Below are 26,708 nucleotides of genomic sequence, written 5' to 3' on the forward strand. Positions count from 1 at the left end.
CACTATACGGATAATAACAATACGGGCAGCGAAAGCTGCCCGTATTGTTTCTGCGGTATTTTTCAAAATTCCAAGGATTTATATTGCTGAGCACGGATTGTAACATTCATCAGGATTGTGACGTTAGAAGCCGCCTGAGCGTGCTTAGAGATTTTTCTTGTAGAACGGAACGAGCTTGGCGAGTGCCAGTCTGACCGGTTCTTCCTTGTCATACAGGTCGTAATGCGACCAGCCTTCGAGAACCACAAGCTCCTTTTGTTTGGAGGCCGCGCGTTCAATAATCTCGCAGCCGTCGCGATAGGCGCCGAATGCGCCGACCTTATCACCGACCACAATGCAAAGCGGCTGCGTCAGGAGTACTTCCGCCAGATGAAAGGCGTCCCAGCCCACTGCTGCTGCCTGATGCGACAGGAGCGAGCGGTTCAGACCGTTGGGCTTTTGACCACGTGGTGTGCGGTAATAATCAGTTGCCTCCAGCGGATCGCGATCAGTGATGCCTGCAGCGCGGGCTTCCTCAACAGAATTGGCAAGCAGATTGTCAACATGAAGCTCTGCGCCGCGCGCTTCAGCTGTACGCTGTCTGGCCATTGCTTCCAGCGCGGCGATCGGATTGAGGGCAGTGAAATTACCGCGCATCAGACGGCCATAATTCGCGCCGGTGACGGTGCCAACCGCCTTGATGCGGCGCTCAGTCATTGCAGCATTGATTGAATAGCCGCCGCCGCCACAAATGCCGAGTACACCAATGCGTTCTTCGTCGACATAAGGAAGCGTCACCAGATAATCGGTAACATGGCGGAAATCTTCGACACGCAGTGTCGGGTCTTCGATAAAGCGCGGTTCGCCGCCGCTGGCACCCTGAAAGCTTGCATCAAAGGCGATGACAACAAAGCCTTCTTTGGCCAGCGCTGCGCCATAGACATTGCCCGAGGTTTGTTCTTTGCAGCTTCCGATCGGATGTGCGCTGATGATGGCCGGATATTTCTTCGTTTTGTCGAAATGCGGCGGGAAGTGGATATCGGCAGCGATATCCCAATACATATCGTGATTGCGGATTTTCACGGTTTCCATGATGTGATCTCCTTAATTCCGGAGGCGAGTGACATTCTCACTGGCCGGTTTACATGAAGGCAGGTTTGTCATCACCGGTATTGGGCTTGTTAATGCCGATATTGCGGTTGCCAAGTACACCGGTCGTTTCGGCTAGTTTTACGACCAAGGCTGCCACGCTTTTGCGTGAGATCTCCGTGCCTTTAAAAGGCTCGTGGCGCTCAGTTGTTTCGTAGATGACTTCGTCTGCATCGGTCAGCCAGGCAGGGCGCAGGACGGCATAATCCAGACCTGATGCCTCCACGAGATCGGCAGCCTTGCGATATGGCGGTAAATATTCACCGATTTCCCGGTTGTTCCACGCACCGAATTTGCCGGGTACTTCGTCATAAATGCCAAGCGTTGTGCAGAAAATCAGCTTCCGCGAACCGGCATCTTTCATGACGGTGATAATGGCTGCAGCTTGCGCATCGACATCTCCGGCAAGGTTCGCATAAACGACATCCTGACCGCTCACGGCATCTCTCAGCTTGGCAGTGTCGTGAACATCGCCCTCAATCACGCGGGCATTGTCAGGAATATCCCGACCAAGCTTCCTCACATCGCGAAGAAACAGCGTCATCTCTGTGTCGCCGCGTTCTGCCAGCATATCAATCACATGCTGTGCGATCTGACCGCTTGCGCCAAGGATTGCAATTTTCTTCATTATTCTGCTCCGTATATTCATTTCATGAATTTAACATAATCCACTCGACCTAACGGAAAAATGGGGGCATCCTTCAATCAGTTTGAAGCTGTAATTCATAATGAGCATATAATGGACCGTAATCTTCTGCCTGCTCTTGCTGCCTTTGCGGAGGTTGCCCGCGAAGGGAACTATACCCGTGCGGCCGGGCGTATCGGTATTTCGCCATCGGCTTTGTCGCAAACGATCAGAATGTTAGAGCAGCAGCTCGGCGTTCGTCTGCTTAACCGGTCGACACGTTCGGTATCGCTGACAGATGACGGCCGGAAATTACTTTCCCAGATCGAGCCGGGTCTTGCAATGATATCACATGCGGTCGTCGCTGTCGGTGAGGCACGCGAAAAGCCAAGCGGTGAAATCCGGCTGAACGCACCGCGGGTTGTCACGCATCATTTTATTGAGCCGTATCTCGGAGAGTTCGCCCGCCGGTATCCTGAGGTTCGCGTTGAGTTATTTGTCGATGACGGGTTAGGTGACATTATTCGGGAAGGCTGTGACGCGGGTATTCGCCTGCGTGAAAGTGTGACAGACACGATGATTGCAGTGCCGGTCACTCCGCAGGTTTCTCTTGCCGTGGTTGGTTCACCTGCTTATTTTGCAGCTAATCCTCCGCCGAGAGTGTTCAGGGATCTGACACAGCACAATTGCCTCGGTTTTCGTCTGTCGGGTAGCGGAGCTGTATTCCGCTGGGAATTGACCGATCCGCTTACAGGGGAGGAAAGGCTGTTTCAGCCTGCCGGAACATTCGCCACGAATAATGATGATGTCATGCTGAATGCTGCGCTTCAGGGAATAGGTCTGGTGATGCATCTGGACTTTGCAGTCAGCCAGCATCTTGCATCCGGCGCTTTGGTGCGCGTGATGGAAGATTGGTGTCCGCCCTTTGATGGTTTCAACCTCTATGTTCCCTCACGGGATCAGATGCCTGCAAAACTGCGCGTTTTCGTTGATTTTTTGGTTGAGAAGCGGCGGCAAATGGAGCGATAGAGCAATATGATTGAGCGCAATGCGCAGATCTTTAAGCAAATTGAGGATAAACTGTTTATTGTTCGGGGATTTTCAAATTGCTATTAACAATATTCCGGTCAGAATTATTAAATATACTGTAAGAATAATTAGCATAAGAGCTATGTACATTGTGCACCTGTTCAATTTTTCTGAAAAAAAACATCGGGATATTACCGTAATATTACGATATTTGTAATGAAATCACTCAAAGAAAATTCATTGTTATAATTTGCGTAATGTTGCCGCAAGGTACAAAGGTCAGGTTGCTCCCCGAATTGCTGTTTAAAAGCGGGGTTACCGGTCGTGCGGAGCAACAAAATAAATTTCGGAAAAACAATAACTTGGGCGTTACAAAAAAATACATCAAACCTGATAAAATATTTTCCGATTATTGTCCTGTTAAGTGGTTGTGCGAGTGTTCCCTTAAAAGAGGGGGGTACTCTTACTTCCTATAGTAATTTAAGTGAGCCGAAAGGAAAGTTTGCCAAGAAAAAACTTTACTTGAATTTTGGTGTGTTAAAAAAAGTAAGAACCGTAAGTATATTTCCGACGTCCTTTATAAATTCTGCTGAACGGCGCGTTGATAAAGTACAGGACAGAACCCTGCTGGCAAATGCGATCGATCGCGCTGTTTGCTACACTCTGAGTGAAAAATATAAAATTGTTCCTACCGGTGAGCCGGCTGATCTCACAATCCGTACCGTTATTACCGATGTTGTGCCTACAAAGTCTGGTATTGCGGGCGCTGCAAAGGCGATTTCTATCGGTACAGCCATTGCCTTACCTGTAGGGGTTCCGCGATTGCCGTTCGGGCTGGGCGGACTGGCTGTTGAAGCAGAGGCTACGGATCCGCAAGGGGCTCAGGTTGCGGCAATCGTCTGGTCGAAGGGGGCAAACTCATTCACCAGTGAGGCGCGTGTGTCGCAGGTGGGGGATGCCTATGATTTGGCTGCGGCTTTTGGTTCTGAATTTTCCAGACTGATTATCGAGGGTAAAGAGCCGGGTAATTTTGACCTTCGTTTGCCGTCCGGATATGAAATTCGCACAAAACTGGGCGGAAGGCCGGGATCGGTTCTTTGTGAAAATTTCGGTCGTCAGCCGGGTGTTTGGGGGGCGATCGGCGCTTCATTGGGAGCGCCTCCGTCATGGACGGATAAAGGCTCTAAATCCCTCTCTGCGCCAAAACAAAGCAGCCTGTCTGCGCAAACAACTCCCTGACCGGCATGACTATTTATAGCTTGGCATCTGCCACGTAACGTTGCCGTAATGTTCAGGCCGGATTGGTCATATGCTGACATATATAAACTTATTGAGGATATTATGCGTAATTATTTTGCGATAGGTCTCCTGATGGCGCTGATGGGCTGCGAGACAACAGACTATAGAGGCCGTTGTAACGAATACGGATTTCTTCCCGGAACAGATGCCTATGCGCAATGTGTGCAGCGCCTGGATATGTCCGACAAAGACCATTTGAGAAGGGCATATCCGCCTCCGGCATATGGTGTTTCCCGCGGGGATCTTCTCTAGTTCCGGTTGTCCGTTTTTACTGACACGTTTTAATGTGGTCAGCTAAGCGGCCCTGAAAACATGCTAAAAGCTTTGGTGTTCGCAATGTGCAATCAATTTGACTCTGATCATATCAATGGCGGCTCATGCATATTCTGATAGTAGAAGATGATCGTGAATTGGCGGCTTCGCTGAAGGCTATGATGGAGGCATCCATTGGTGTTGCGGACACATTTGACACCGTTGCAGATGCAGAATCTGCTTTGCTTGCTTTCAAATTTGATCTGGCAATTATCGACCGTCATCTTCTGGATGGTGACGGTCTGTCTCTGCTGCCCACTTTACGGCAGCTTCGGCCGCGACCAGCTACCCTGATATTAACAGCATTAGATGATCCGGCTGATATTGTTGCGGCACTGGATAAAGGTGCGGATGAATATATCAGTAAACCATTTGAACCAATGGAGCTTATTGCAAGAGCGCGGGCTGTGCTTCGCAGATATAATCTGGATGAGACCGGATGCACGCAGTTCGGCAATTTATCATTCGATCTTATCAACCGTTCCGCTATGGTTGAGGGGAGTATTATGAATACGCCAAGACGTGAGCTTGCTATTTTAGAGGCGCTCATCAGACGGGCGGGGCGTGTTGTCCAGCGTGATAATCTGGAAGCATCCGTTTATGGCCTTGATGATGAACTGGGCTCTAATGTCATAGATTCCCATGTGTCGAGACTGCGGCGGCGTCTGCGGGAGGCCAAGTGCAACGTAACAATACGCACTATACGCGGTATAGGTTACATGATGGTGCAGGAATGAAATTCATGCGCTCCATCGCTTTTCCGGTTGTCGTTATGCTTGTTATTGGCATGGCGCTGATGATGACAATCAGTACAATATTAACACTCACGTTTTTATTGTTATCTTCGGACACGGAGGGGCGGCAAACTGTACCGCTGGATATTCTGGGAAAACTACTGCAGTCCAGTAAGTCCTATACGCCCTCAGGTCAGTTAAAACTTAATATTGGCGGCATATCTGCCGATATTATTGGTTCTGCAGAGCAGCAACCGGATTTTTGGTATTTGCTGAGTGACGGAACTCAGACGATAACCCATGGGGTTGTACCCCCGTCTGTTCAGAAGGCACTTAATACAGTTTCTGATCAAATATCTTCATTTCAGTTTCATTACACAACGGGTGAAGTAACCTATCAAGGCCTGCGCCTTGTTGATGACGCCAATCCTCAGGCATTTGTTGTGCTGGGCGGTGTTTCATTTACCGGAGTGCAAACAATTTTCGTTGCATTATGGGGGATAGGCTCTCAGGGCTTGTATCATTTGCTTGGGGTTGTGCTGGTCGCTACGGCGACGATTGCGGCGATAGCGGTTAAGCGTGTTATCGCATCACCTGTAAGAAGGGTTGTAAACTCTGCGGAAAAGATTGACGGTCTGCCCAATGGCCGCAGTATTTCAGATCGTGATACTCCCTCGGAATTAAAGCCGATGGTTGCTGCATTTAATACGGCTCTGTCGCGTATTGATGATGCGTTTGAAGCGCAGCGTTTTTTTCTTGCCAGTGCATCGCATGAGTTGCGAACGCCGTTGACCAAGCTGAGAATAAAACTGGAAAAGATAGAAGAGCCGGCAATACGCGAAGTTCTGATACGGGATACGGCGCGTCTGGCTTCAATCGTGACGACTTCTTTGCAACTGGCGCGGTTGTCCGGCCAGTCACTGGCATTTGCTCCGGTTGATCTCGCGCATGCAGCCCGTCAAATTGTTGCTGAACATGTTCCGGCTGCTCTCAGGCAGGGCGTGGAGATTGAGTTCAAAGCACCTGAAGAACGGATAATCATTTCGGGCTCAGAGGCGGCGCTTCGGGTGGCGCTGGATAATTTAATCATGAATGCGCTGTGCCATGCGCAAGGAACAGAAATGCTGGTGATCGAAGTGCTTCATCCTTGCATATTGCGCGTTACTGACAGGGGGCCGGGTATTCCCGATGCAGAGCGGAGCAGTATGCTGAAGCCTTTTGTGAGAGGGGCGGGTACTGCGGTTGAAGGGGCGGGGATGGGACTTGCAATTGTGTCCCAGATTATGAGCGCCCATAATGGATCGGTGGCATTATCCGATGTGGATGGTCGGGGATTGGTCGTGAGTTTGACCTTCCCCGCAGGTTAAGCGATCAATATCAAAGTGAATTTATTCTCGATATTATAGCTATGGCGATTGGGCCCCATAGTAAAGATACGGGTATGATCGTTAAAAGCATAAAATTTATTGCGGATCTGATTTTTTTATAAATCATAGATTTAGTCCATTTTTTGAAATGGATTTGTCTGTGATTTCGTATGATGGTGTGGAAATCTTGTGATTGTTTACAATATTTGCAAAGCAAATTCCGATGAATATTACGAAAATTTCGAATGGTTTTTCAGAAAAATTTCTTGATAGTTTTCTTTTCAAAGAACATCTCCATCTCTATGTCACCTGCTTTTAGGTGAAGTATCGAATTGGAGTGATGTTTAGAATTCGACTGTTACGGCAACATTACCTCTTTAAAACCAGCTCTTGAACTTGAAACAAGCGGTTGTGATCGACAGAAATATGGGGGGGGGAGAAGGAAGGGCAGATTAGGTTTATTATGCTCCAAGAGCTAAATTGCCGGAGAAAGCGGGAGAGGTTTCCCATTTCTGTACCCGGCGACATCCCAGTCGATTTTTGCCTGACCGGCGCCGACAATATCCGATCAGATGGTTGATGCCTTAGCGTGCCGAAGTCTCAGGATAATTATAACTTGTTGAAATGACGGAACATTGTTGTGCTGTGAACAGATCCCATCGTTCATTCAAAAAACATAAATGTTAAGCTTGTGCGGTATCCTCATGAAAATTGCTTGTCTGCAGCAATTTCAAATCACTGGATTGAAGTGGCATAAACGAGATAACGAAACGGCCCTTGGGTAACCGCATCAAAGGGATAGCAGGTTGCAAGAACCAACTGAGAACCCGCTGCGTGAATATCGATCTGCGCCTCATTCCAACGCGCAACACTCATTTGCGTGGCACGATAGGTATAGGTTTTGCCGTCATCGCGGGTAATGCGAATAAGATCGCCTTTCTCAATATCTTTAAGAAAAGCAAAATGCGTGTCGCGGTGGGCGGCATAAACTGCCGTTCCTGTCTCACCGGCTTTGGGTGTGTTCTGGAGATGGCCGGGCCCAAAAGCCAGAGCTTGTCCGCTTGCGCCATTGAGAGCGATTGCTGATGCAGCCAGACGCGGCGCTTCGATACGCGCTACCGGCCATGTATCCGCCCATGCCCACGGTTTAACCTTTTCACCTGTTGCAATACTCTGGGTGAAGGCACGCTCAAGCAGGAATTGAGCTGCATAGGCTTTTGCATGGATCCACAGCCCCTGACTGAGAAGAATAAGGCCGCAGGCCATCACCACAATCGACAGCAAGATGAGAGGGGAGCGCACCAAAGTGCGCTCCTTTGCCTTTGTATCTTCTGCAACAAGAATACCCATCATGCATTCTCCTTGCGACGTGACACCCAGAAGATGAGAAACCCGATAAACATAATGCCTAATCCTTGAAGCATAATCAGCATTGCCGGCGTTGCGGTTTGCGGCAGTGACATGGCGGGTGCCGGAATATTCGGTGCGGCAGCACGGTTTTTGCCTCGAGCCAATATCTGCTCCTTGCCTGCATCGGCATGATCAAGCACGCTACGGTCTGCACGAACACCGAACAGTGTCTCAAAGTCCCAACCGGCCGGAAGCTGCAAAGGAATGTCGGCGCGGGTGAGCGGGGTGTTTGCTGGGCGGCTCGGTGTCTGATCGACGGCAACAAGACTTGTGAGACGTGTTACCAGATGATGCTCTAATGCGAGGCTGAGGATACGCGTATCGGCTGCCAGCTCAGTGATCTTGCCGAGCTTCATGTCCACTTCAGCATCGTCGATCTTGCGACGTGCCCAGATCTTGGAAATACCTTCCGCCGGACTGGCTGCATCAAGCGGCAGGGTCACTGTCCATGGACGGTTTCCGACTGTACCTTCAACCGTCATCGTACCGCTGACCTGTTTGGTACGTGCAGCGAGCACCAATGGTTCACCCTGATAAAGATCAGGAAGCAGACCCGGTGTCAGGCTGATGCCCTCCTGTGAGAAACTGGTTTTTACATTGGTGACAACCGGACTTTCGAGTTTATCAAACAGTTCGCGCATGCGCTGGTCGACTTCTTCTACCGCGCCGATATGTGTGAAGGTGCCACGGCCAAGTTCAGATGCTTTGTTCATCAGATAGGTGTTGGGTGCCGAGCCGATGCCAACCATAAAGAGACGGGAGCGGTCGCGGCGGGATGCGATGACATCAAGCATTTGTCGTTCATTGCTGATCTCGCCATCGGTCAGAAACACGATCTGGCGCAAGCCATCCTTTTGGTGGCTGTCATCAAGTGCGGCGTGCAAAGCAGGCAGCATTTCTGTGCCGCCAACCGCTTCAAGTGCAGAGACATAGTCGCGTGCATTGGTAATATTGAGTGCTGTGGCAGGGACAGAGTCATCGAAAAACTTGGTCAGCGTGTCATCAAAACGGATGACGTTGAAACGATCAGTAGGTTTCAGGCGGGAGAGGGCATAATCGAGACTGGCTTTGGCTTGCTTGATCGAAGTGCCACCCATCGAGCCGGAATTGTCGATAACAAAGATGATTTCCCGTGTTTCATTCACAGGGCTTTTGATGCGCGGCGGGGTTATGTAGGCCAGCAGATAATTGTCATTGCCAACATGTTCACGAAACAAGCCGACAGTAGGCATTTCGGATTCAGCAGCCTGCCATTCGAGAACGAAATCACGATCGGCTGTGGCCTTGCCATCCAGAGTAATTTTTGATGCCAGTTCGCCTTGCTGATCGATCTTAACAGGATGATTAAGACTCTTAATATTGGCGGCGGGGAAACCGGCTTTGAGATTGATAGTGATTGTCACCGGATTAATGCGGTCTTCATCCGGCATAATCAGGGGTGTTTCAATGGCTCCGTTGTCTGAACCTTGCGCTGGTTTTGTTTTCTGCTGCCCCCAACCGCCCTGAATATCTGCGGTTTCAACAATCGGATCTCTGTTTTCAGGATTATAGCGCGGTGCAACAACAAGCGGCACACGCAGAGAAAAGCGATTATCGCTCAGGCGAACGGCCTGCTGATATTCGATCTGAATGACAAGTTTTTCATTCGGACCAAGATTGGCAACCGCATTGGTGAAGATGTTGGGGCGCTGTTGCTCGATAAGAGCAGCCTTCTTGCCTTCGCTTTTCGCCTTCTCATAGATTTCGCGCGCGGCTTGTTTTTCCTTGATGTCGGCAACAATAACCCTGTCGCCGACAATCATCTTCAGGGAGTAGACAGCACTGTCTTCAGGCAGAGGAAAGACATAAAGCCCTTCAACCCAGCCATTGGTCGGATTTTCAAAAACCTGACTGAGACGGGCGCGGGCGGTGGGGCCACTGACATCAATGTTGAAATCACTGGCAAGTCGTGGTGCTTCGATATATTGGCCGGCTTCACCGCTTTGCAGCAGCAGGCTGCCGCTTTGCACCGCATTCGGTGTTACATAGGCTGGCTGTTCAGCACGGGCGGAAGCTACGTTGAGAAGCGAAAGAACAACGGCCAGGATTGGCAGTAACAGCATATTCACAAACCAGATGAATTTGCAGAACTGAGACAGGCTGATTGCCCTTGCGTTGTTGTGAGAGTGTCTGATGGCAGGCGACATTATAAGCTCCTGTATCTGTCGGATAACTGGAGACAATTTGCGCCGGAGTGCTGTTTCCTCACCAGCGTAAGCTTTGCCAAGTTTTGTCCGTACTTTGCCGCAAGCCACCTTGCAGGCTCCGCCTATGTGTGGAATTGTGAAGGAAAGTACGGATTCAGGAAGTTCTCATGTCTCAGCACGATGCGGTTTTGTCCGATCAATTGAATCTCCGCGTTGCTGAACGTGTGCGTGAGGAGATCGCGCGTCGCAGGATTTCGCGCCAGCATCTGGCTGATGAAGCACGTATCAGCCTCTCTACACTTGAAAAAGCGCTCTCAGGGCACAGGCCTTTCACGCTTGCGACGATCATCCGGCTTGAGCAGGCGATGGGATTTGAACTGCGCGATCAGGCGGAAACAGAAAAGCCAAAGCCTGCTGCTGCCAACGGACATGCGGCGGAAGAACTTGGTGCCTATTCACGCGCTGCCGTTTCGTGGTTAGAGGGAACATTTCTCACGCTTCGTCCTTCTTTTGGCAATAGCAGCGATATTTTTGCTTATTGCACGGACATCGTCTGGGATGCCGGAAACACACATCTGAAATTTGAAGAACGCGAGCGTACCGACGCGTCATTTTCGCAGCATGGATGTGTCTCCGTTCCGCATCTCTCAGGCCATGTTTATCTTGTGACCAATACGTCCGGACAATACCGCATGGCGGTGCTTTCGCGCCCGAGTATCGCGGGTGAAATGTATGGTATTCTCACAACATTGCGCGCAGGACAGGGCGCACAATTGACGCCGGTATCCGTGCCTCTGGCACTCATCCCGATAAGAGTTTTTGAAGCGCCGGTTTTTGGACGAATTACAACCGCAGATCATGTCTATGATCAATATGCGCGTTTCCTTAACAAGACGCTTGGCGATGGCTATGCAAGTTTTGTGATGCCGTCATAATCGGGGCTAAGGATAATCTATCCCTCTCATTTTGTACGACCAAATCAATCGCAGCGGAAATCGGTATTACAGCAAAACAGCCTGAGTCATTGCATCGGGTGGATAGCGGCTGCGGCTATCATAAGGCATTGCCAATCTGGTGCTGCTTATGTGCGGGCTGTCTGCTTTTCTCCTGACGTCGTTTTAGCTTGCAATGGTTCAGTCCTGAATTTTCTTCGCTCGCGCAGGTGTGTCCACACTTTGAGACTTGGAGATATAAAAATATCTTTATATGCGCTTGACACTTCGTTGCGATTGCAGCTAGGTAGAGTTGCCTAGGTTCTCCGGTCGTTGCCTGCAGCGTGCCGGAGCTAAGAGGGAAGCCGGTGCTCCGTATTATGCGGAAAAGCCGGCGCTGCCCCCGCAACTGTAAGCGGCGAGCTGACGTCCAGCATGTCACTGGGATTTAACCCGGGAAGACGGACGGAAGCGATGACCCGTGAGCCAGGAGACCTGCCTTGGCGAAAGAACGTCCACGGGCGGGGTGTCCCAGTGTGCCGTAGCGGAGGCCGCATCGCGGCCTGTACTGCTATGTGTCCGCAGACCCATGCCCCCCAACTCCATTGGGGCAGAATATGTCGCAGAACTTCAATTTCGCTATCAAGAGCGTTCCGTTTAACGAGGATTATCTTCCCTCGGAAAACACGCGCATCACCACCAATTTTGCCAATCTGGCCAGAGGCGATCGTCGTCGTGAGAACCTCTGCAACACCTTGCGGATGATCGACAACCGGTTCAATGCTTTGGCGCATTGGGATAACCCCAAAGGCGATCGCTATTCGGTCGAGCTGGACATTATTTCCGTCACGTTGGGGATTGCTGGCGATGAATTCCCGCTGATTGAAATCCTCAAGACAACCATTGTCGACCAGAAAACCAATGAGCGCATCGACGGTATCGTTGGAAACAACTTCTCGTCCTATGTGCGTGATTACGACTTCAGTATTGTTCTTCCCGAGCACAATCAGAACCAGCCCATATTCAGCATTCCGGCCAATTTCGGCGATCTGCATGGAAAACTTTTCAAATCTTTCCTGCGCTCAGAGACATATGCATCCCACTTCGGCAAAGCGCCCGTCATTTGCATCAGTGCCTCGACCAGCAAGACCTACCACCGCACTGACAATCATCATCCCATAATGGGCACCGAATACCGGCAGAATGAATCCTCATCGACAGATCAGTATTTCGCAAAAATGGGGATGCAGGTTCGCTATTTCATGCCGGCAGGCAGCGTTGCGCCTTTGGCTTTCTATTTTATCGGTGACCTGCTTGGCGATTATTCCAATCTCGAGCTGATCAGCACCATCAGTACGATGGAGACGTTTCAGAGAATTTATCGGCCTGAAATCTACAATGCCAACGCTGCTGCAGGCGCGGTTTACCGGCCGAATTTGAAGCACGGGGATTATTCGCTGACACGCATTGTCTACGATCGTGAAGAGCGCAGCCGGTTGGCTGTGGAGCAGGGCAAATTCACCGAGGAAAATTTCATCAAGCCATACCGGACCGTTCTCGACCAATGGTCCGCTTACGACGTCGCCTGACTGCAACGAAACAGAGGTCACCTATCTTGAAAACACTTCTCCCTACATCGACCGCAGGCAGCCTGCCTAAACCCTCCTGGCTAGCCCAGCCTGAAAAACTCTGGTCGCCATGGAAACTGCAGAACGAGGAATTACTGGAAGGCAAGCGGGATGCCTTGCGGCTGTCACTGGCCGACCAGCAACATGCAGGTATTGATATCGTCAGCGATGGTGAACAGACACGTCAGCATTTCGTGACGACTTTCATCGAACATCTCGAAGGCGTGGATTTCGAGAAGCGCGAGACCGTGCGAATCCGCAATCGCTACGATGCGAGCGTACCGACTGTCGTCGGGGCTGTGTCGCGCCAGAAACCGGTTTTCGTCGAGGACGCCAGATTTTTGCGTCAGCATACCACACAGCCGATCAAATGGGCCCTGCCGGGTCCCATGACCATGATCGATACTCTCTATGATGCCCACTACAAGAGCCGCGAAAAGCTGGCTTGGGAATTCGCCAAAATCCTTAATGAGGAAGCCAGAGAGCTGGAGGCTGCTGGTGTCGACATCATTCAGTTCGACGAGCCTGCCTTTAACGTCTTCTTTGATGAGGTGAATGACTGGGGCGTCGCTACGCTGGAGCGCGCAATCGAAGGTCTCAAATGTGAGACTGCCGTGCATATTTGCTACGGCTACGGCATTAAAGCCAATACGGATTGGAAGAGCACGCTTGGGTCAGAGTGGCGGCAATACGAGGAATCATTCCCCAAGCTGCAGCAATCCAGCATCGGCATGATCTCGCTGGAATGTAAAAACTCCCACGTCCCGATGGATCTGATTGAGCTTATCCGCGGCAAGAAGGTGATGGTCGGCGCCATCGACGTGGCATCCAATACCATTGAGACGCCTGAGGAAGTTGCTCAAACGCTTCGAAAAGCGCTTCAATTTGTTGATGCTGACAAGCTTTATCCGTGCACCAATTGCGGGATGGCTCCACTCTCCCGGCCCATCGCTATGGGTAAGCTTCAGGCCTTGAGCGCGGGGGCAGAAATCGTCCGCAGAGAACTCACTGCCTAGAGCATAATTCCTTAAACCTGGAGCAGTTTAAGGTAAAATTATGCTCTCATTTTAAAGTGTTAGAGCGAGTTTTGTGTGCCAAGTCTGGCACACAGCGCTCTAGTGCTGCAAGCAATGTCTCGCGTTCAGTAACAAATACGCGGTTTCACGAAATCCGCACTCCGGAATTGGCCGTTAGAGCATTTCACAGTCAAGTTGGATCAACTTGACGCCCGTTATAATGCGACCAAATAAAGAATCTAGAGCGAGCGCTATGATCCAATCCGGACGTAAACCGCTCTAGCGGCCATCTCCCACACTTCAACCCGATATGGGGACCGAATGGATATATTTGATCAACCTCTGGAAATCGTGGACAGGGCGGCATTCCGCAATGGCATGTCGCGGCTCGGCTCAGCCGTAAGCGTCGTCACCACTGTTTTTGGCGGCAAGCGCTACGGTTTTACCGCCTCGGCGGTCTGCAGCGTCAGCGATACACCGGCCACGCTTCTTGTCTGCATCAATCGGACAAGCTCGTGTTTTCCGGCTTTTGACAACGCGCGCCATTTCTGCGTGAACACGTTGACGCCGGGTCAGGAGGAGATCTCGGATGTCTTTGGCGGCAAGACACCAGTTGCGGATCGGTTTGTGTTTGGCGAATGGGAAAAAGGTCTCACGGGTGTGCCGGTACTGGCCGACGCATCGGTAAGTTTCGAGTGCGAGCTCACCAATGCCATTGAACAGGCGACGCACCGCGTCTTCTTCGGGCGGGTCATCAATATTCGTGAGAACGACGAAAAGGCAACTTTATTCTACTGCAGACGACGCTATTTCGGGGGCTAAAGAACCGTCTCGGCACTGTATCCGTCACTTGGCGCCCGCCGCTTCGAAGATGTATGAATGTCGGGTATCCCTAAGGCAGCGGTTAAGCCGAAATATCCGTGCTTTATAACTCCTGCTCGTGATTAAACTTTTCGAATAGCAGAAAACGGCTTTAATTTCCGAAGAAACATGATTATATAACTCAACAATTAATTGAAGCCCATCTGCCTCAGAGAGTCTCGCTTGCAAACCGTCGATCATAATAAGAAGGATGGGTCGTATTTCGTTGAGGTATTTTTCTCCGTACGAACAAGGCTGACAAAGGTCATTGACGGCTGCCTTAAAGACCGTGTGGAAACACAGGATCTTGTGCAGGACACTTTCGTCAGATTGTGGGAGCGAAAAGGCATTCTTGGTGATGTCAAAGATCTCAAAGGCTACTTTATACGCACCGGCCGGAATATTGCATTTGATTATCGCAGACGACTTCAACTCGCTCCCGTCATTGTCGATGTGCAAGAGCTTGAGTGGGTTCAGGATAATGCGCCATCTGCCGAACAGCATCTCATTTCTCGTGAAGAGCTCCTGCGATTGCAGAAGATTATCGCGAACATGCCGCCGCGTGCACAGCAGGTCTTTATTTTGTATCGTATCGAGGGCATGACATATGCTCAGATCGGTGTGCAGCTTGGTATCTCACCTAAAACAGCATTCAATCACATGGTGACAGCGCTTAAAAATTTGCAGACTGAAAAATCATCTTTTGATCGTTACTGACCGGCGTTTTTTGCTTCGTGTCTCTTGCCGGAAAACCGCTTCATATTTTCAGGATGCGTCCACGTTAAGCGGGGTCTGCTCATCGCTCTGATATTTATCTGCCGGAAGTGAATTGTGTCTAAATCAGAAGAAGAGAATATTTCCAATCAAGCGGCACATTGGTTTGCATTGCTTCTGGAAGAACATGTTGAAGAGGCTGAACTGGCAGGTTTCAGAGTCTGGCTGGAGACTGATAGCCGCCATGCGCAAGCATACTCCCGGCTTGAACAGTTATGGAGCGGTGCAGGCATGGTGCCGGATCTGTCACAAACGCAGCTTTCCCGGAGAAAACTGTTGAAGGGTGGCGCTACAGGCCTCGCATTGCTTTTAGCAGGCGGTGGGTATTATCAATTCAGTGTAAACCGGCCCGATTATTATAGTGCAACCGGTAAGGTGGAAGCCGCGGTTTTGCCTGACGGATCGAAGTTGCGATTGTCGTCAGCGAGTTCGGTTTCAGTTCATTTCACAGAGCAGAAGCGTCTGGTGAAACTTATCGCCGGCGAGGCGTTTTTCGACGTTGCTCCGGATAATACACGTCCCTTTACGGTCAGCGCGATGCATGTGAACACCACAGCGCTTGGCACTGCTTTTTCCGTTCGCCACGAAGATGAAGGCGTAAGTGTTGTCGTCACGGAACACTCGGTCAGAGTGGAGACCTCATCGCAGTCCGTAGAGGTCGAAGAGCGTTATGCGGTGCGAAGTCGCGGGAATAATCTCAGCATTCCGGAACCAGCTGAGCTTGATACGAGGCTGTCGTGGCTTGATGGTCGTCTTGTCTTTATTTCCCGTCCGCTTGGCGAGGTTGTCAAAGAGCTGGAACAATGGCAGCGCGGAAAAATCATCGTCACCGATGCTGCATTAGCACAAAGACCGGTAACTCTGATCATCAATATTGAAAGAACGGATCAACTCACGCAAAAACTCGCCGAGGCACTGCCGGTCCGCGTCGAAAACTGGACGCCATTACTCACCCTTATTCGTCCGCTTTAAATTATTTTATTTTTTCCATTTTTTGACCGGGATTTTTCGGCCAGCTCTTCGTCCTTATAGATAGAGGCGCCTTTTAATATGGCCGAAATCTTTTGAAGGAGACGTTTATGCTGGCATTAGTAACACGAACCGGATCCGGTTCGAAAATCCAGCAGGTCTTCAAAACCACACTGCTCGCATCGGCATTATATCTTGCATTGGTACCATATGGGGCGACAGATGCTTTTGCTCAGGCGACAACGCCTTACAGTTTCTCCATGCCGCCTCAGCCATTGGCACAGGCGTTAGTCCGTTTTTCTGCGGTCACCGGCGTAGATATTGCCTTTGATGGAGCGTTACCATCAAACATCCGTTCAAACACCTTGCAGGGCACATATTCAGCGGCCAGCGGACTGGGGCAACTTCTTGAAGGAACAAATCTGACCTATCGGTTCAGCGGCGCTTCAACCGCACTGATAATCAATCCGGCTCAAACGTCCGGTAATCGTCTCGGCGCTGTCGATGAAGGTACTGTTCTCCTTGATACAATTACAATTTCGGGCGGAACCGGTATAAGCGCTGCGGACGCACCATATCAAACGCCAGGATCAAGCGCCTATATATCCGCTGATGAGATCGAAGCGCGGCGTGGCACATCACCGGGGGATATTTTCTCAGGCATTCCGGGCGTTTTGAACGGAGAATCGCGCAACTCCGGTGGAGTTGATGTCAATATCCGCGGTATGCAGGGGCAAGGGCGTGTGCCGGTCATCGTGGATGGCGCTTCGCAGGAAGTGTCTGTGTATCGCGGTTATAACGGATCGCAATCACGCTCTTATATTGATCCTGATTTCATTGGTGGCATGGCTATTGAAAAAGGGCCAAGCAACGGTGCAGATGCTACCGGCGCAACGGGTGGTGTGGTACGCATCAGCACAATCAAGGCGGAGGATATTCTTCTGCCCGGTGAGACTTTTGGTGCACGTCTCAAAGGAGGCTTTGTTTCCAATAGTTCGGGCGTTCCTGCTCTCGGCTCGCCTGCGGGACTAGGCAGCAATAATGATACTGGTTTGGATCGCCCCGGCGCATTTGTCCCGACATCAGGCAATGGCAGCGTTGCCATTGCAAAAACATCCGAAAATTTCGATATAGTCGCAGCCTATGCCCGACGTAAAACCGGAAATTACCACGCGGGCACACATGGATATGATGCCGACCTCAGCAAATTCCGCCCTGGCGAAGAAGTGCTCAATACATCGACAGACAATACATCCTGGATGTTAAAAGGGAATTTTCGCTGGGATGGCGGACATTCGCTGGAGCTTGGCTATACTAAATATCTCAGCGAATACGGCGAGATCATGCCAACCCAATTATCTCTGTTTGGCGGTGTGCCATATCAGGGCTTTCTTAATAAAATTGATCTGGACACCTATACAGGCCGCTATGGCTGGAAGCCTGATGATAGTGACCTCTTTGATGTGCGGCTTGATACATTTCTCACAAAAATGGATTTGCGTATCAATTCATCTCTGTATTCTTCAGGCTACCCGATCGGGCTCGTCGATTATTATACAGGCCAGACACGCTGGGGTGCGACGCTTTCCAATACGTCTTTGTTCGCAACAAGCCTTGGTGATTTTTCATTGAACTACGGCACATCTTTCACCAGAGAGAATGTAGGCCTGCCGAGCGGCTACGAATTTGCATCAGCCGGTACAGCTGGCACGACGCCCGCACCACGAATGGGTAACCGCGAGGAGTGGAGCGGTTTTGCCACAATGGACTGGCAGCCTCTTGATTGGCTGACACTCTCGCCAAGTTTGCGTTACTCCCGTTTTCATTCCTTTGATCGCGCGCCAAAGCTTTCCAATACCGGTGATCTGATATTTGGTTCACCCTTGGAGACTGAAGCATCGGGTTGGTCGCCGCTTGGCACAATCAAAATTGAGCCAGTCGATAATCTGCAACTCTATGCCAAGGCTGGCAGCGTGCTGCGATCACCGAGTATTTTTGAATCTCTCACCAGCCTGTCCTTTACAGTTCAGCCTGATGAAAATCCTATCCGTCCGGAGCGCAATCGCACTGTGGAACTGGGTGTTAATTACATGGCGGATGATGCGCTCCTCGCTGGCGATAAGCTCAGGCTACATGCCGCTTATTTCGATAACCATGTCAAGGATTACATCACCCGTGCAGAAGGCACCGGTGGGCTGAGACGCATCAATCTCGACTACGCTGATATGCGCGGTTTCGAAGTGTCCGGAGAATATGACACTGGCCAGTATTTCGGGGGACTTGCCTGGAACCATTATACCCATGTCATGTTCTGTGCACCAGAAGGGGTAATGTCTGCACGCCATTCAACCTGTGCGCCGGGAGGCATCTATAATAGTTTTGCTGTTCAGCAAGTGCCACCAAAGGATACTGTGGCCATTCATTTAGGGGGGCGTTTTCTGGACGACAAACTGACCCTTGGCGGACGTATGACCTATGTCGGAAAGCGCATGGTGAAAGGTCTCGGTGATGGTACAGTTGAAACCGGTTTAACGAATATCCGCCCCGGCAGCTGGAACCCCTATGTGCTGCTTGATCTCTATGCAACCTATGAGCCGAACGAAAACGTACATATGCGTTTCTCGGTCGATAATGTGACAGACCGCTACTATATGGATGCGCTGAGTGCCTCGCTGATGCCAGCGCCTGGGCGGACTTTCCGATTTGATCTCACGATCAAGCCATCCCTTGAGGGGGCATATAGTAGCGACGGATCGTTGTTCTCAGGCTTGACCTCAACAAGCGAAACAGAAGCTGTGACCACGGACTGGACAGGCTTCTTTGTCGGGGCAAATATTGGTATGGACTGGTCGAAACTCAGCGGCACAACAACAGCCCTGAATGGCACATCCAATGCCTATGCCGCTAATGAATCGGCCGCACTCGATCTCTCCGGTGCGTCCTTTGGATTGCAGGCAGGTTATAATCACCAGTTTTCAAACGGCTTTGTTGCAGGTTTTGAAGCGGATATTTCAAAGCCGACATTTTCGGGCAATCAAACAACCTATTCAACTGAATCCGCAGATTATAAGGACGGCACCATCCAGTCAGTGCAGGACTATCAGTATGATGTCGCGGCTTCCGCCAAGGCGAAATTTGGCTACGCCTTCAACAGGATGTTTATTTACGGTACGGGCGGAATAGCACTGATGAATGAAGTGCAGACGCGGGATCAATATATTTCAACCGGCGCAACATCTTCTATGTTGGGTGGAACAGGAACGAAATTCAATTATTCTGAACAGGAAGAGGTAACCCGTCTCGGGTTCACACTCGGCGCTGGTATGGAATATGCTTTGAGTGATAAATGGTCGATAAAGGCTGATTATAACTACACAAGATTTAGTTCCAAAACATTCGATTTCGATGGTGCAGCTTCAGGTGTTGTTGCCCCTTATGATGAACGTATTCGATGCGGTCGGGTTAACAGACCTGCAGCATGCCCGCCAGGTTTCAACGGAGTTCATAATGTCAGCTCAAGTGGTACGGGTGCAAAAATCGACGGTCGTAAAGCCGAAAATAAATTACAAAACCACAGCATCAAAGTGGGTTTGAACTATCGTTTCTAATCACTCTACTTTCAGAGAGATTGATATATTGGGGCATTTCACCGTCAAGTTGAACCACTTGACGGTGAAGTGCTTTACGTTCGAGGGTGCAGCGTTCCTTTAACTTTCATCTGAACAGAATTCGGGTTTTGGTGGCTATGGGAAGTGGCTTGGTTTGCCTGAACAATTTCGGGCGTTTCTGTAAGGCAGTTTATTAGTGCCTCTAATCATCACGGATAATCCCTGATTGCTGGTTTAATTTTAGAATATTGAAATATAAGGCAGGCTATTCATTTTATGGTGCCGCTTACGTGACTCGAACACGTGACCCCATCATTACGAATGATGTGCTCTACCAACTGAGCTAAAGCGGCAGGGAGATGCTCCCGCACAGAATGCGTTGATTTTATGCAGTCTGTTCGGGCGCGTGATAGCGAAATCTCATTCTGATTGCAAGGCGCAAAAGCAAAAAGAAGCGGTTTCCGTTATGCCATTCTCGAAGTTTAAAACTCCCTGATAAAATGAACAAGATTGTTTATTTTATCAGGGAGTAAATCTCAGCTATAGTACTGTTTTCTGAGACGAATTGACGATCTTATTGAGCTTGGCAAAGCGCGGATTTTGCCTTTTTATATTGCTCAATCCAGCGTTCCACCAACTCTCCGGCGGGCAGCACTTCTTTGACTGCGCTGATCCCCTGACCGCAGCCCCAGATATCTTTCCAGGCTTTTGCACCGGTGGTGGCTTTGTGGAAGTCCATTTTGCTCGGATCAGCCTCCGGTAAGTGATCGGGATCCATTCCTGCGGCTTCAATGGACGGGCGCAAATAGTTTCCATGAATGCCGGTAAAATAATTGGAATAGACAATATCTTTCGCGCTGGATTGCACGATCATGTCCTTATAGGCATCAACAGCATTGGCTTCTTTGGTCGCAATAAAAGGCGAGCCGATGTAAGAAAGATCTGCGCCCATTGCCTGTGCTGCGAGAATGGCACGGCCACTGGAAATGGCGCCGGACAGGGCAACAGGACCATCAAACCATTCGCGGATTTCAGCAATCAGCGCAAAAGGCGACAATGTTCCCGCATGGCCACCGGCACCGGCGGCGACAGCAATCAGTCCGTCCGCGCCTTTGCGGATGGCTGAATTGGCATGGCGGTTATTGATAACATCATGCAGAACAATCCCGCCATAGGAGTGAATTGCAGCATTAACCTCAGGCACTGCGCCGAGAGAGGAAATAACAACCGGAACCTTATATTTGACACATAATTCCAGATCCTGTTGCAGACGCAGATTGGAGCGGTGCACAATCTGGTTGACGGCAAAAGGGGCTGCGGGCTGGTCAGGATTTTCCTGATTATATTGCTGAAGTCCTTCGGTAATCTCTGCCAGCCATTCATCCAGCTGTGTCGCAGTGCGTGCATTCAGCGCCGGAAATGCACCGACAATGCCGCTTTTGCACTGCGCCATAACCAGTGCAGGATTGGCGATGATGAAAAGCGGCGCACCGATTGCCGGTAAGCGCAGATTGTTTTTGAGAATATCCGGTAGAGCCATGTCGCAGTCCCGCATTTGACGTAAACGTAAACGGTATATTGCTGGTAAGGATTGCAGGATGTCAAAGGCAAAATATAAAAAACCGCATCATTTTGGTTCAGCGAAGCTTGGCGGTTGACTTATATGTAATATTTACTGTGAAATATGCAGAATGAACATGTTTATGCCATGTCGGCAATTTTACTAAAGATGCGCCGGTGCAGCATATTTCGGAAATAGAGGTTTTTTGCACAAATAGTCTTTGTGGAACAATATGTTAAGATCGTATATAATCTTTTTATATCCCCGTGATAGTTAGGATTTCATAAGACTTAAAAATAAGTTAATGCGTTGGTCTGCTTATTCGTGCATCAATAAGAGTAACAGCGCATCAAGCCGGTAGTAGGAAGGGACAATTTTGCAGGGCATCGAAAGTGCAATACGCAACGCTTTGACCAAAGCGGATTCGTCTGATCCGGCTATGCGCCAGCGGATTTATGAATCCGTCTGGAGCGCGCATGAACGCGCTATGGCCGCGAATGCCCAGCTTTCAGACCCGCAACGTGCTGAGCGGCGCGAGAAGCTGAAGGCCGCAATTTCCCATATCGAACAGGAAATGCGCGCGAATGCGAACCGTGTTTCTGATGAGGAAATGCTTGCTCCTGCGCCGCAATATGATGGCGGATTGGGTGTTCCTGATCTTGATCATAGTGATGTACGCTCTGAGGGTAAGGGCTCCCGTAAGCGTAAAAGCAAAGCGGAAACCGAGCCTGATCTGGGTTATGAACAGGGGCTCAGCCAACCTGCAAAACCTAAAAAACGCAAAAAATCCCGTATTTTCTCTCTGGCGCTGCCATTGGCATTTTTGGTGACTGCCGGTTTGATCGGATGGTCGCTCTATAATAGTTTTGTTACCATCGGGCCGGTAGGAAATGCACCGCTTTCGCAATCGGGCAATGCCGGACCTGCGATGCAGGGTAATGAGGCTGACAGCAAAGACTGGGTGACAATTTTCACTCCTGCACAGCCGGATCGTATTTCTGTTCAGGGAAAAGCTACCGCTGAAATCGGCGGTTCCGGTAATGCCCGTTATGTCCGTATTAAATCGCCGACTGCAACAGATACGGCCAGTTTTGACATTGGTCAGGGTGTGCTGGATCAGCTTGAAGGCAAGCAGGCGACATTTGAAGTCATGGTGCGCAGTGACGACGGAGGAACCGTGCAAATGTCTGTCAGTTGCGATCTGGGCTCTCTGGGCGATTGCGGGCGCAAGCGCTATGATGTGACAGACCAGCAAAGCAGTTTGCTGTTTGATCTTCCGGTTCCTGAAGTATCGTCGGCAAACAGTTCCGGTCGTCTTGTCCTGACCAGTGATATTAACGGCACCGGCAAAAGCGTCGATATTTATACAATCCGGGTTAAAACCGTAGAATAATCAATTTGCCGGAGGATCATCCGGCAGCAGTTGCATCAGATTTTGTATGATATCGGCCTCTGCAGGTGGTTTGTCCCAGCGCAGTCTGGAAATGCGCGGAAAGCGCATAGCCAGTCCTGATTTATGGCGTGTGGAGCGGTTAAGCCCTTCAAAAGCGACTTCCACAACAAGCCCGTGCTGCCGGTCTGCCCTGACAGCCCGTACAGGCCCGAAGCGCTGAATTGTGTTCTCCCGTACAAATCGGTCGAGTTGTTTCATTTCCTCATCGGAAAAGCCGGAATAGGCTTTGCCGACGGGGAGCAGTTGTGCCTGTTCACTGGCATCAGACCAGACTGCAAATGTAAAATCCGAATAATAGCTTGAACGCTTACCATGACCGCGCTGGGCGTAAATGAGAACCGCGTCGATAATATAGGGATCGCGTTTCCATTTGAACCACGGTCCTTTTGGTCGTCCTGCACTGTAAACGCTGTCCGTACGTTTGAGCATCAGCCCTTCAATCACGGCGTGTGGCGGGTGGTTGCGCAGGTGCCGCAGCTCGGCAAATGTCTGAAAGGTGAGCAGAGGAGAAAGATCAAAATAAGACGGATCAAGCTCTTTGATAAAGTCTTCCAGATGCTGCCTTCTTTGTGCAAAAGGCAGATTGCGCAAATCTGATCCGGTGAGGCGGTTGCCGCGATGCAGCAAATCATAAACGCGGATGAAGGCAGGATAATCCTGCAATTGACGGGCAGAGACAGTTTTACGGTTCAGCCTTTGCTGCAAAGCATTGAAAGAGGCTGGTTCTGTTTTGCCGTCTGCATGGCGGATCAGCAACTCTCCGTCGAGAGCGCCTTCAAAACGGATGGCTGAGACAATATCGGGAAAGGCATGGGTAATATCATCACCGCTGCGGGAATAAAGCTTTTTGACCCCGTTTTCACTGACGGCCTGTACGCGGATACCATCCCATTTCCATTCTGCCGCAAAATCCTCCGGTGTGAGTTTCTCCGTTTCAACCTCATCCAGCGGTGTTGCCAGCATGACGGGACGAAACGGTGCCGGATTATCATTGTCTGGTTTGCTGCTGCTGCCGTCGAGCCAGCTGAACAGACTGAGATAGGGCGGGGTCAGCCCGTGCCACAATTCCTCAATCTCGCTGAGTTCAACCTGACCGAAATTCGCAAGTGCCTGCTTTGCCAGCCTTGCGGAAACACCGATCCTTAAGCCGCCGGTGACGAGTTTCAAAAGAGCGTATCGCTCAGAGACATCAAGCGCATCCAGCAAAGTCTCAACCAGTTGCGGCGCGGCATTGCGCGATGTTTGCTGGAGTGTTGTGATAACAGTGCCGAGGGACAAGTCATTGACCGGCTGCACATTATCGGCTGCAGGCCAGATCAGAGAAATCGTCTCCGCGAGATCACCGACATAATCATAGGAATAGGCGAATAATTCACTGTCGACGCGTGTCATGGTCAGTGCACGCAAAAGTGCGGGTTTTACGCTGTTTAACTCAAGTGTACCTGCCAGCGCGGCCAGTGCATAGCCGCGGTCAGGATCAGGTTGCGCGCGGAAATACTCGGTCAGCAATAGCAGCTTTTCATTACGGCGCGGCGTGAGTACCAGCCTGTCGAGCAATGCGGCAAAGGCTTTCATATGTCAGCCTCATCTTCATAGCCGACGAGATGCAATGGTTTCGCGGCGATGCTGTTGAGAGTGCACCAGCGTACAAGAGCTTCCTCGCGCCCGTGTGTCACCCAGACCTGCGAAGGGGAGAGTTCCGTGATCGTATCGGTCAGCTCATCCCAATCGCAATGGTCGGAAAGGATCAGCGGCAATTCAATGCCGGATTGTTTGGCTCTTTGGCGGATACGCATCCAGCCGGAGGCATAACAGCTGACAGGATCAGGAAACCGTCTTGACCAGCGATCAGCCATTGCAGCGGGCGGGGCAATAATCAGGCTGCCCGCGAAATCTGCTTTTTGATGTGCTGTTTCTGAAGTGGCAGGACGCAGCTCTCCGAGGGCAATACCCTGAGATTGATAATATTGGCAAAGCTTCTCCAAGGCGCCATGCAGATAGATGGGGGCATCATAATCGGCCTGACGCAGCAGGCTGATGACCCGCTGTGCCTTGCCAAGCGCATAGGCACCGACAATATGGCTGCGCTCGGGCAAAAGCTGTAAGGATTGCAGCAGTTTGGCAATTTCATCGCTTGGCCGCGGGTGCCGGAAAACCGGCAGACCGAAAGTGGCTTCAGTAATGAAGACATCGCAGGCCACGGGTTCAAACGGTGCGCAGGTTTTGTCCGCAACACGTTTATAATCGCCGGAGGCGACAATTCTGGTTCCTTGATATTCCACCGCGATCTGCGCGGAACCCAATACATGACCCGCCGGATAAAAGGTGACTGTAACGCCGTTGATATTGAGCGGTTTTCCGTAATCAGCGATCTGACCGGTGCGCGCATAATGCTCGCCAAACCGGATGCGCATAATATCCAGCGTCTGGTTTGTAGCCAGTACATGATTACTGCCTGCACGGGCATGATCGGCATGGCCATGGGTAATCAGCGCACGGTCAACCGGACGTACCGGATCGATATAGAAATCACCGGCCGGACAATAGAGCCCCTCGGGGGCAGGGTGCAGCAGCTCTTCGGGACGCATGGAAATAACATAGTCCGGACGCAGCTTTAAACAAGACCATAGCCGGTGCGGATCGATGCGGCCGTCTGTTTGCAGTGAGCACTAAAATTGAACCCGCATTGGCTATGTGAAATCCGTTCGGGTTGCAAAAAAATATCTTGTCAAATGCCCCGCATCACTGCATATCGCGTGCTCTGCAACAAATGCGGTAAGAATGGCGCGGGCATTTTTCTCTTCCGGTGATCTGATAGCGGATCGCCGTGCTCATTATGCGGTCATGATGTCTGAGGCGGGAGACCATTCCGCAGCAGCCGACCTGATGCGCCAATCGCTTGATTATCTGACATCTCAGTTCCGGCAATGGCCTGCGGGCCTGTTTATGCTCAGCGAAATGCATGAAAATGCGGGCGAAACAGATGAAGCTGTGGCTCTCTGGCGACAGCTGCTGAAGCTTGATCCTGAAGACCGTTTTGGCGCGGCGCTGAAACTGGCACAATGCGGCCTTGGTGAAACACCGGATGCGGCACCGCCTGCCTATATTGAGGCACTGTTTGATGCCTATGCGCCGGATTTCGAGGAATCTCTGGTCGATAAGCTGCAATATTGCGGGCCGCAAAAACTGGCGGAACTGATTACCAGACATTTTCCGGAGTGCAGCTACCAGCATGTGCTGGATCTGGGCTGCGGCACCGGTCTGATGGGAGAGGAAATCCATCAGCGCAGCGGTTTGCTGAGCGGTGCGGATCTCTCAGAAGCCATGCTGAAAAAGGCGGATGAGAAGCAAATTTATACAAGGCTGATTAAGGCAGATGTAAACCAGTGCCGCAAGACGGATCTGGTCGATGAGGCTCTGCCACAACCGGATATGATCCTTGCTGCCGATGTGTTTATCTATATCGGTCAGCTGGAGCGCGCTTTCGCTCTGGCAGCGGAATGTTTACGGAGAGGAGGGGTGTTTGCCTTCTCGGTGGAAACACATGACCGGTCTGAAGCGCAGAGTTCAGACGGTTCATGTGATGATATGATTTTGCAACCGTCTTTACGTTTTACCCATTCTGCCCGCTATATCGAAAATTTATTACAAGTCAGTCGTTTTGAATTGCTGGATTATCAGCGCATTGCTCTGCGTCTTGATCGCGGAGAATATCTCGATGGTTATGTCTTTCTTGCCCAAAAATGCTGAGCCGGTACGGTTTCGGCTTTCTGTTGTCTGAACAGAGATCAATCCGTGACGCTTTAAGCACAAACG

20 protein-coding genes, 1 tRNA gene and 1 riboswitch are annotated in these 26,708 nt (G+C 50.6%); of the genes, 13 read left to right on the forward strand and 8 right to left on the reverse strand.

All coding sequences use genetic code 11. The features are described 5' to 3' along the window. Positions 1–144 precede the first annotated feature (144 nt). Together BKD14_RS03800 and BKD14_RS03805 are read right to left on the reverse strand one after the other, a co-directional pair. Entirely contained in the window at positions 145–1,071 is a 927-nt protein-coding gene (locus tag BKD14_RS03800) for an alpha/beta hydrolase (RefSeq protein ID WP_075654328.1), read from the reverse strand. A 49-nt stretch (positions 1,072–1,120) separates the two neighbouring features. Then, positions 1,121–1,756, reverse strand: coding sequence for an SDR family oxidoreductase (locus tag BKD14_RS03805; RefSeq protein ID WP_075654329.1), 636 nt, complete (start codon positions 1,754–1,756; stop codon positions 1,121–1,123). A 111-nt stretch (positions 1,757–1,867) separates the two neighbouring features. Between BKD14_RS03805 and BKD14_RS03810 the strand changes: the two genes are divergently transcribed. The 4 genes from BKD14_RS03810 (at position 1,868) to BKD14_RS03830 (ending at position 6,494) form a co-directional block, all read left to right on the forward strand. Continuing rightward, positions 1,868–2,782: a LysR family transcriptional regulator gene (locus BKD14_RS03810; RefSeq protein WP_075654774.1), complete on the forward strand. Its 915-nt coding sequence runs from the start codon at positions 1,868–1,870 to the stop codon at positions 2,780–2,782. 324 nt (positions 2,783–3,106) lie between these two features. Beyond that, on the forward strand, positions 3,107–4,021 hold the full coding sequence (locus BKD14_RS03815; RefSeq protein ID WP_083646779.1) for a DUF3313 domain-containing protein: 915 nt from the start codon (positions 3,107–3,109) through the stop codon (positions 4,019–4,021). 437 nt (positions 4,022–4,458) lie between these two features. Next, positions 4,459–5,130, forward strand: coding sequence for a response regulator transcription factor (locus tag BKD14_RS03825; protein ID WP_022711047.1), 672 nt, complete (start codon positions 4,459–4,461; stop codon positions 5,128–5,130). Positions 5,131–5,135: 5 nt separating this feature from the next. Next, positions 5,136–6,494 (forward strand): HAMP domain-containing sensor histidine kinase, encoded by a 1,359-nt coding sequence (locus BKD14_RS03830; RefSeq protein ID WP_175576054.1) that lies wholly within the window; start codon positions 5,136–5,138, stop codon positions 6,492–6,494. Positions 6,495–7,229: 735 nt separating this feature from the next. Here BKD14_RS03830 and BKD14_RS03835 read toward each other — a convergent pair. Then, positions 7,230–7,844 (reverse strand): class GN sortase, encoded by a 615-nt coding sequence (locus tag BKD14_RS03835; RefSeq protein ID WP_075654332.1) that lies wholly within the window; start codon positions 7,842–7,844, stop codon positions 7,230–7,232. Beyond that, the gene (locus tag BKD14_RS03840) at positions 7,844–10,090 is read right to left on the reverse strand and encodes a marine proteobacterial sortase target protein (protein WP_075654333.1); all 2,247 of its coding nucleotides are present in this window, start codon (positions 10,088–10,090) and stop codon (positions 7,844–7,846) included. The genes BKD14_RS03835 and BKD14_RS03840 overlap by 1 nt, the downstream gene beginning before the upstream one ends. 167 nt (positions 10,091–10,257) lie before the next feature. On the opposite strand from BKD14_RS03840, the gene BKD14_RS03845 reads away from it, so the two are divergent. The 7 genes from BKD14_RS03845 (at position 10,258) to BKD14_RS03875 (ending at position 19,878) form a co-directional block, all read left to right on the forward strand. Continuing rightward, a complete protein-coding gene (locus tag BKD14_RS03845; protein WP_075654334.1) occupies positions 10,258–11,025 on the forward strand; it encodes a helix-turn-helix transcriptional regulator in 768 nt (255 codons plus the stop codon). 299 nt (positions 11,026–11,324) lie between these two features. Next, a riboswitch (cobalamin riboswitch) is annotated at positions 11,325–11,540 on the forward strand. Between the two features lie 99 nt (positions 11,541–11,639). Then, positions 11,640–12,611 carry a DUF1852 domain-containing protein gene (locus BKD14_RS03850; protein ID WP_075654335.1) on the forward strand — a complete coding sequence of 324 codons (972 nt, stop codon included), beginning with the start codon at positions 11,640–11,642 and terminating at the stop codon, positions 12,609–12,611. Between the two features lie 26 nt (positions 12,612–12,637). Then, positions 12,638–13,666 (forward strand): methionine synthase, encoded by a 1,029-nt coding sequence (locus tag BKD14_RS03855; RefSeq protein WP_075654776.1) that lies wholly within the window; start codon positions 12,638–12,640, stop codon positions 13,664–13,666. Positions 13,667–13,987: 321 nt separating this feature from the next. After that, the gene (locus BKD14_RS03860) at positions 13,988–14,488 is read left to right on the forward strand and encodes a flavin reductase (RefSeq protein ID WP_022711055.1); all 501 of its coding nucleotides are present in this window, start codon (positions 13,988–13,990) and stop codon (positions 14,486–14,488) included. A gap of 222 nt (positions 14,489–14,710) precedes the next feature. After that, positions 14,711–15,244, forward strand: a complete 534-nt coding sequence (locus BKD14_RS03865; RefSeq protein ID WP_075654336.1) for a sigma-70 family RNA polymerase sigma factor — start codon at positions 14,711–14,713, stop codon at positions 15,242–15,244. Positions 15,245–15,358: 114 nt separating this feature from the next. Continuing rightward, positions 15,359–16,273 (forward strand): FecR domain-containing protein, encoded by a 915-nt coding sequence (locus BKD14_RS03870; RefSeq protein ID WP_083646781.1) that lies wholly within the window; start codon positions 15,359–15,361, stop codon positions 16,271–16,273. Positions 16,274–16,380: 107 nt separating this feature from the next. Further along, entirely contained in the window at positions 16,381–19,878 is a 3,498-nt protein-coding gene (locus tag BKD14_RS03875; RefSeq protein WP_075654338.1) for a TonB-dependent receptor, read from the forward strand. Between the two features lie 277 nt (positions 19,879–20,155). On the opposite strand, the gene BKD14_RS03880 is transcribed toward BKD14_RS03875, so the two are convergent. Together BKD14_RS03880 and BKD14_RS03885 are read right to left on the reverse strand one after the other, a co-directional pair. Beyond that, positions 20,156–20,231 (reverse strand) — tRNA-Thr (locus tag BKD14_RS03880). 221 nt (positions 20,232–20,452) lie between these two features. Next, entirely contained in the window at positions 20,453–21,418 is a 966-nt protein-coding gene (locus tag BKD14_RS03885) for a nitronate monooxygenase family protein (protein WP_075654339.1), read from the reverse strand. Positions 21,419–21,815: 397 nt separating this feature from the next. Here BKD14_RS03885 and BKD14_RS03890 point away from each other — a divergent pair, with 397 nt between their 5' ends. Then, positions 21,816–22,832 carry a hypothetical protein gene (locus BKD14_RS03890; protein ID WP_075654340.1) on the forward strand — a complete coding sequence of 339 codons (1,017 nt, stop codon included), beginning with the start codon at positions 21,816–21,818 and terminating at the stop codon, positions 22,830–22,832. Here the strand turns inward: BKD14_RS03890 and BKD14_RS03895 are convergent, their stop codons facing one another. Together BKD14_RS03895 and BKD14_RS03900 are read right to left on the reverse strand one after the other, a co-directional pair. After that, a complete protein-coding gene (locus tag BKD14_RS03895) occupies positions 22,833–24,467 on the reverse strand; it encodes a cisplatin damage response ATP-dependent DNA ligase (protein ID WP_075654341.1) in 1,635 nt (544 codons plus the stop codon). It lies immediately after the preceding gene. Beyond that, positions 24,464–25,480 (reverse strand): ligase-associated DNA damage response exonuclease, encoded by a 1,017-nt coding sequence (locus BKD14_RS03900; protein ID WP_075654342.1) that lies wholly within the window; start codon positions 25,478–25,480, stop codon positions 24,464–24,466. Before BKD14_RS03900 ends, BKD14_RS03895 begins: the two co-directional genes overlap by 4 nt. 193 nt (positions 25,481–25,673) lie before the next feature. Between BKD14_RS03900 and BKD14_RS03905 the strand changes: the two genes are divergently transcribed. Then, positions 25,674–26,642, forward strand: a complete 969-nt coding sequence (locus BKD14_RS03905; protein WP_075654343.1) for a methyltransferase — start codon at positions 25,674–25,676, stop codon at positions 26,640–26,642. Positions 26,643–26,708: the final 66 nt, after the last annotated feature.

Origin of the sequence: Pseudochrobactrum sp. B5, assembly GCF_001939785.1 — a bacterium.
Taxonomy (GTDB): domain Bacteria; phylum Pseudomonadota; class Alphaproteobacteria; order Rhizobiales; family Rhizobiaceae; genus Pseudochrobactrum; species Pseudochrobactrum saccharolyticum.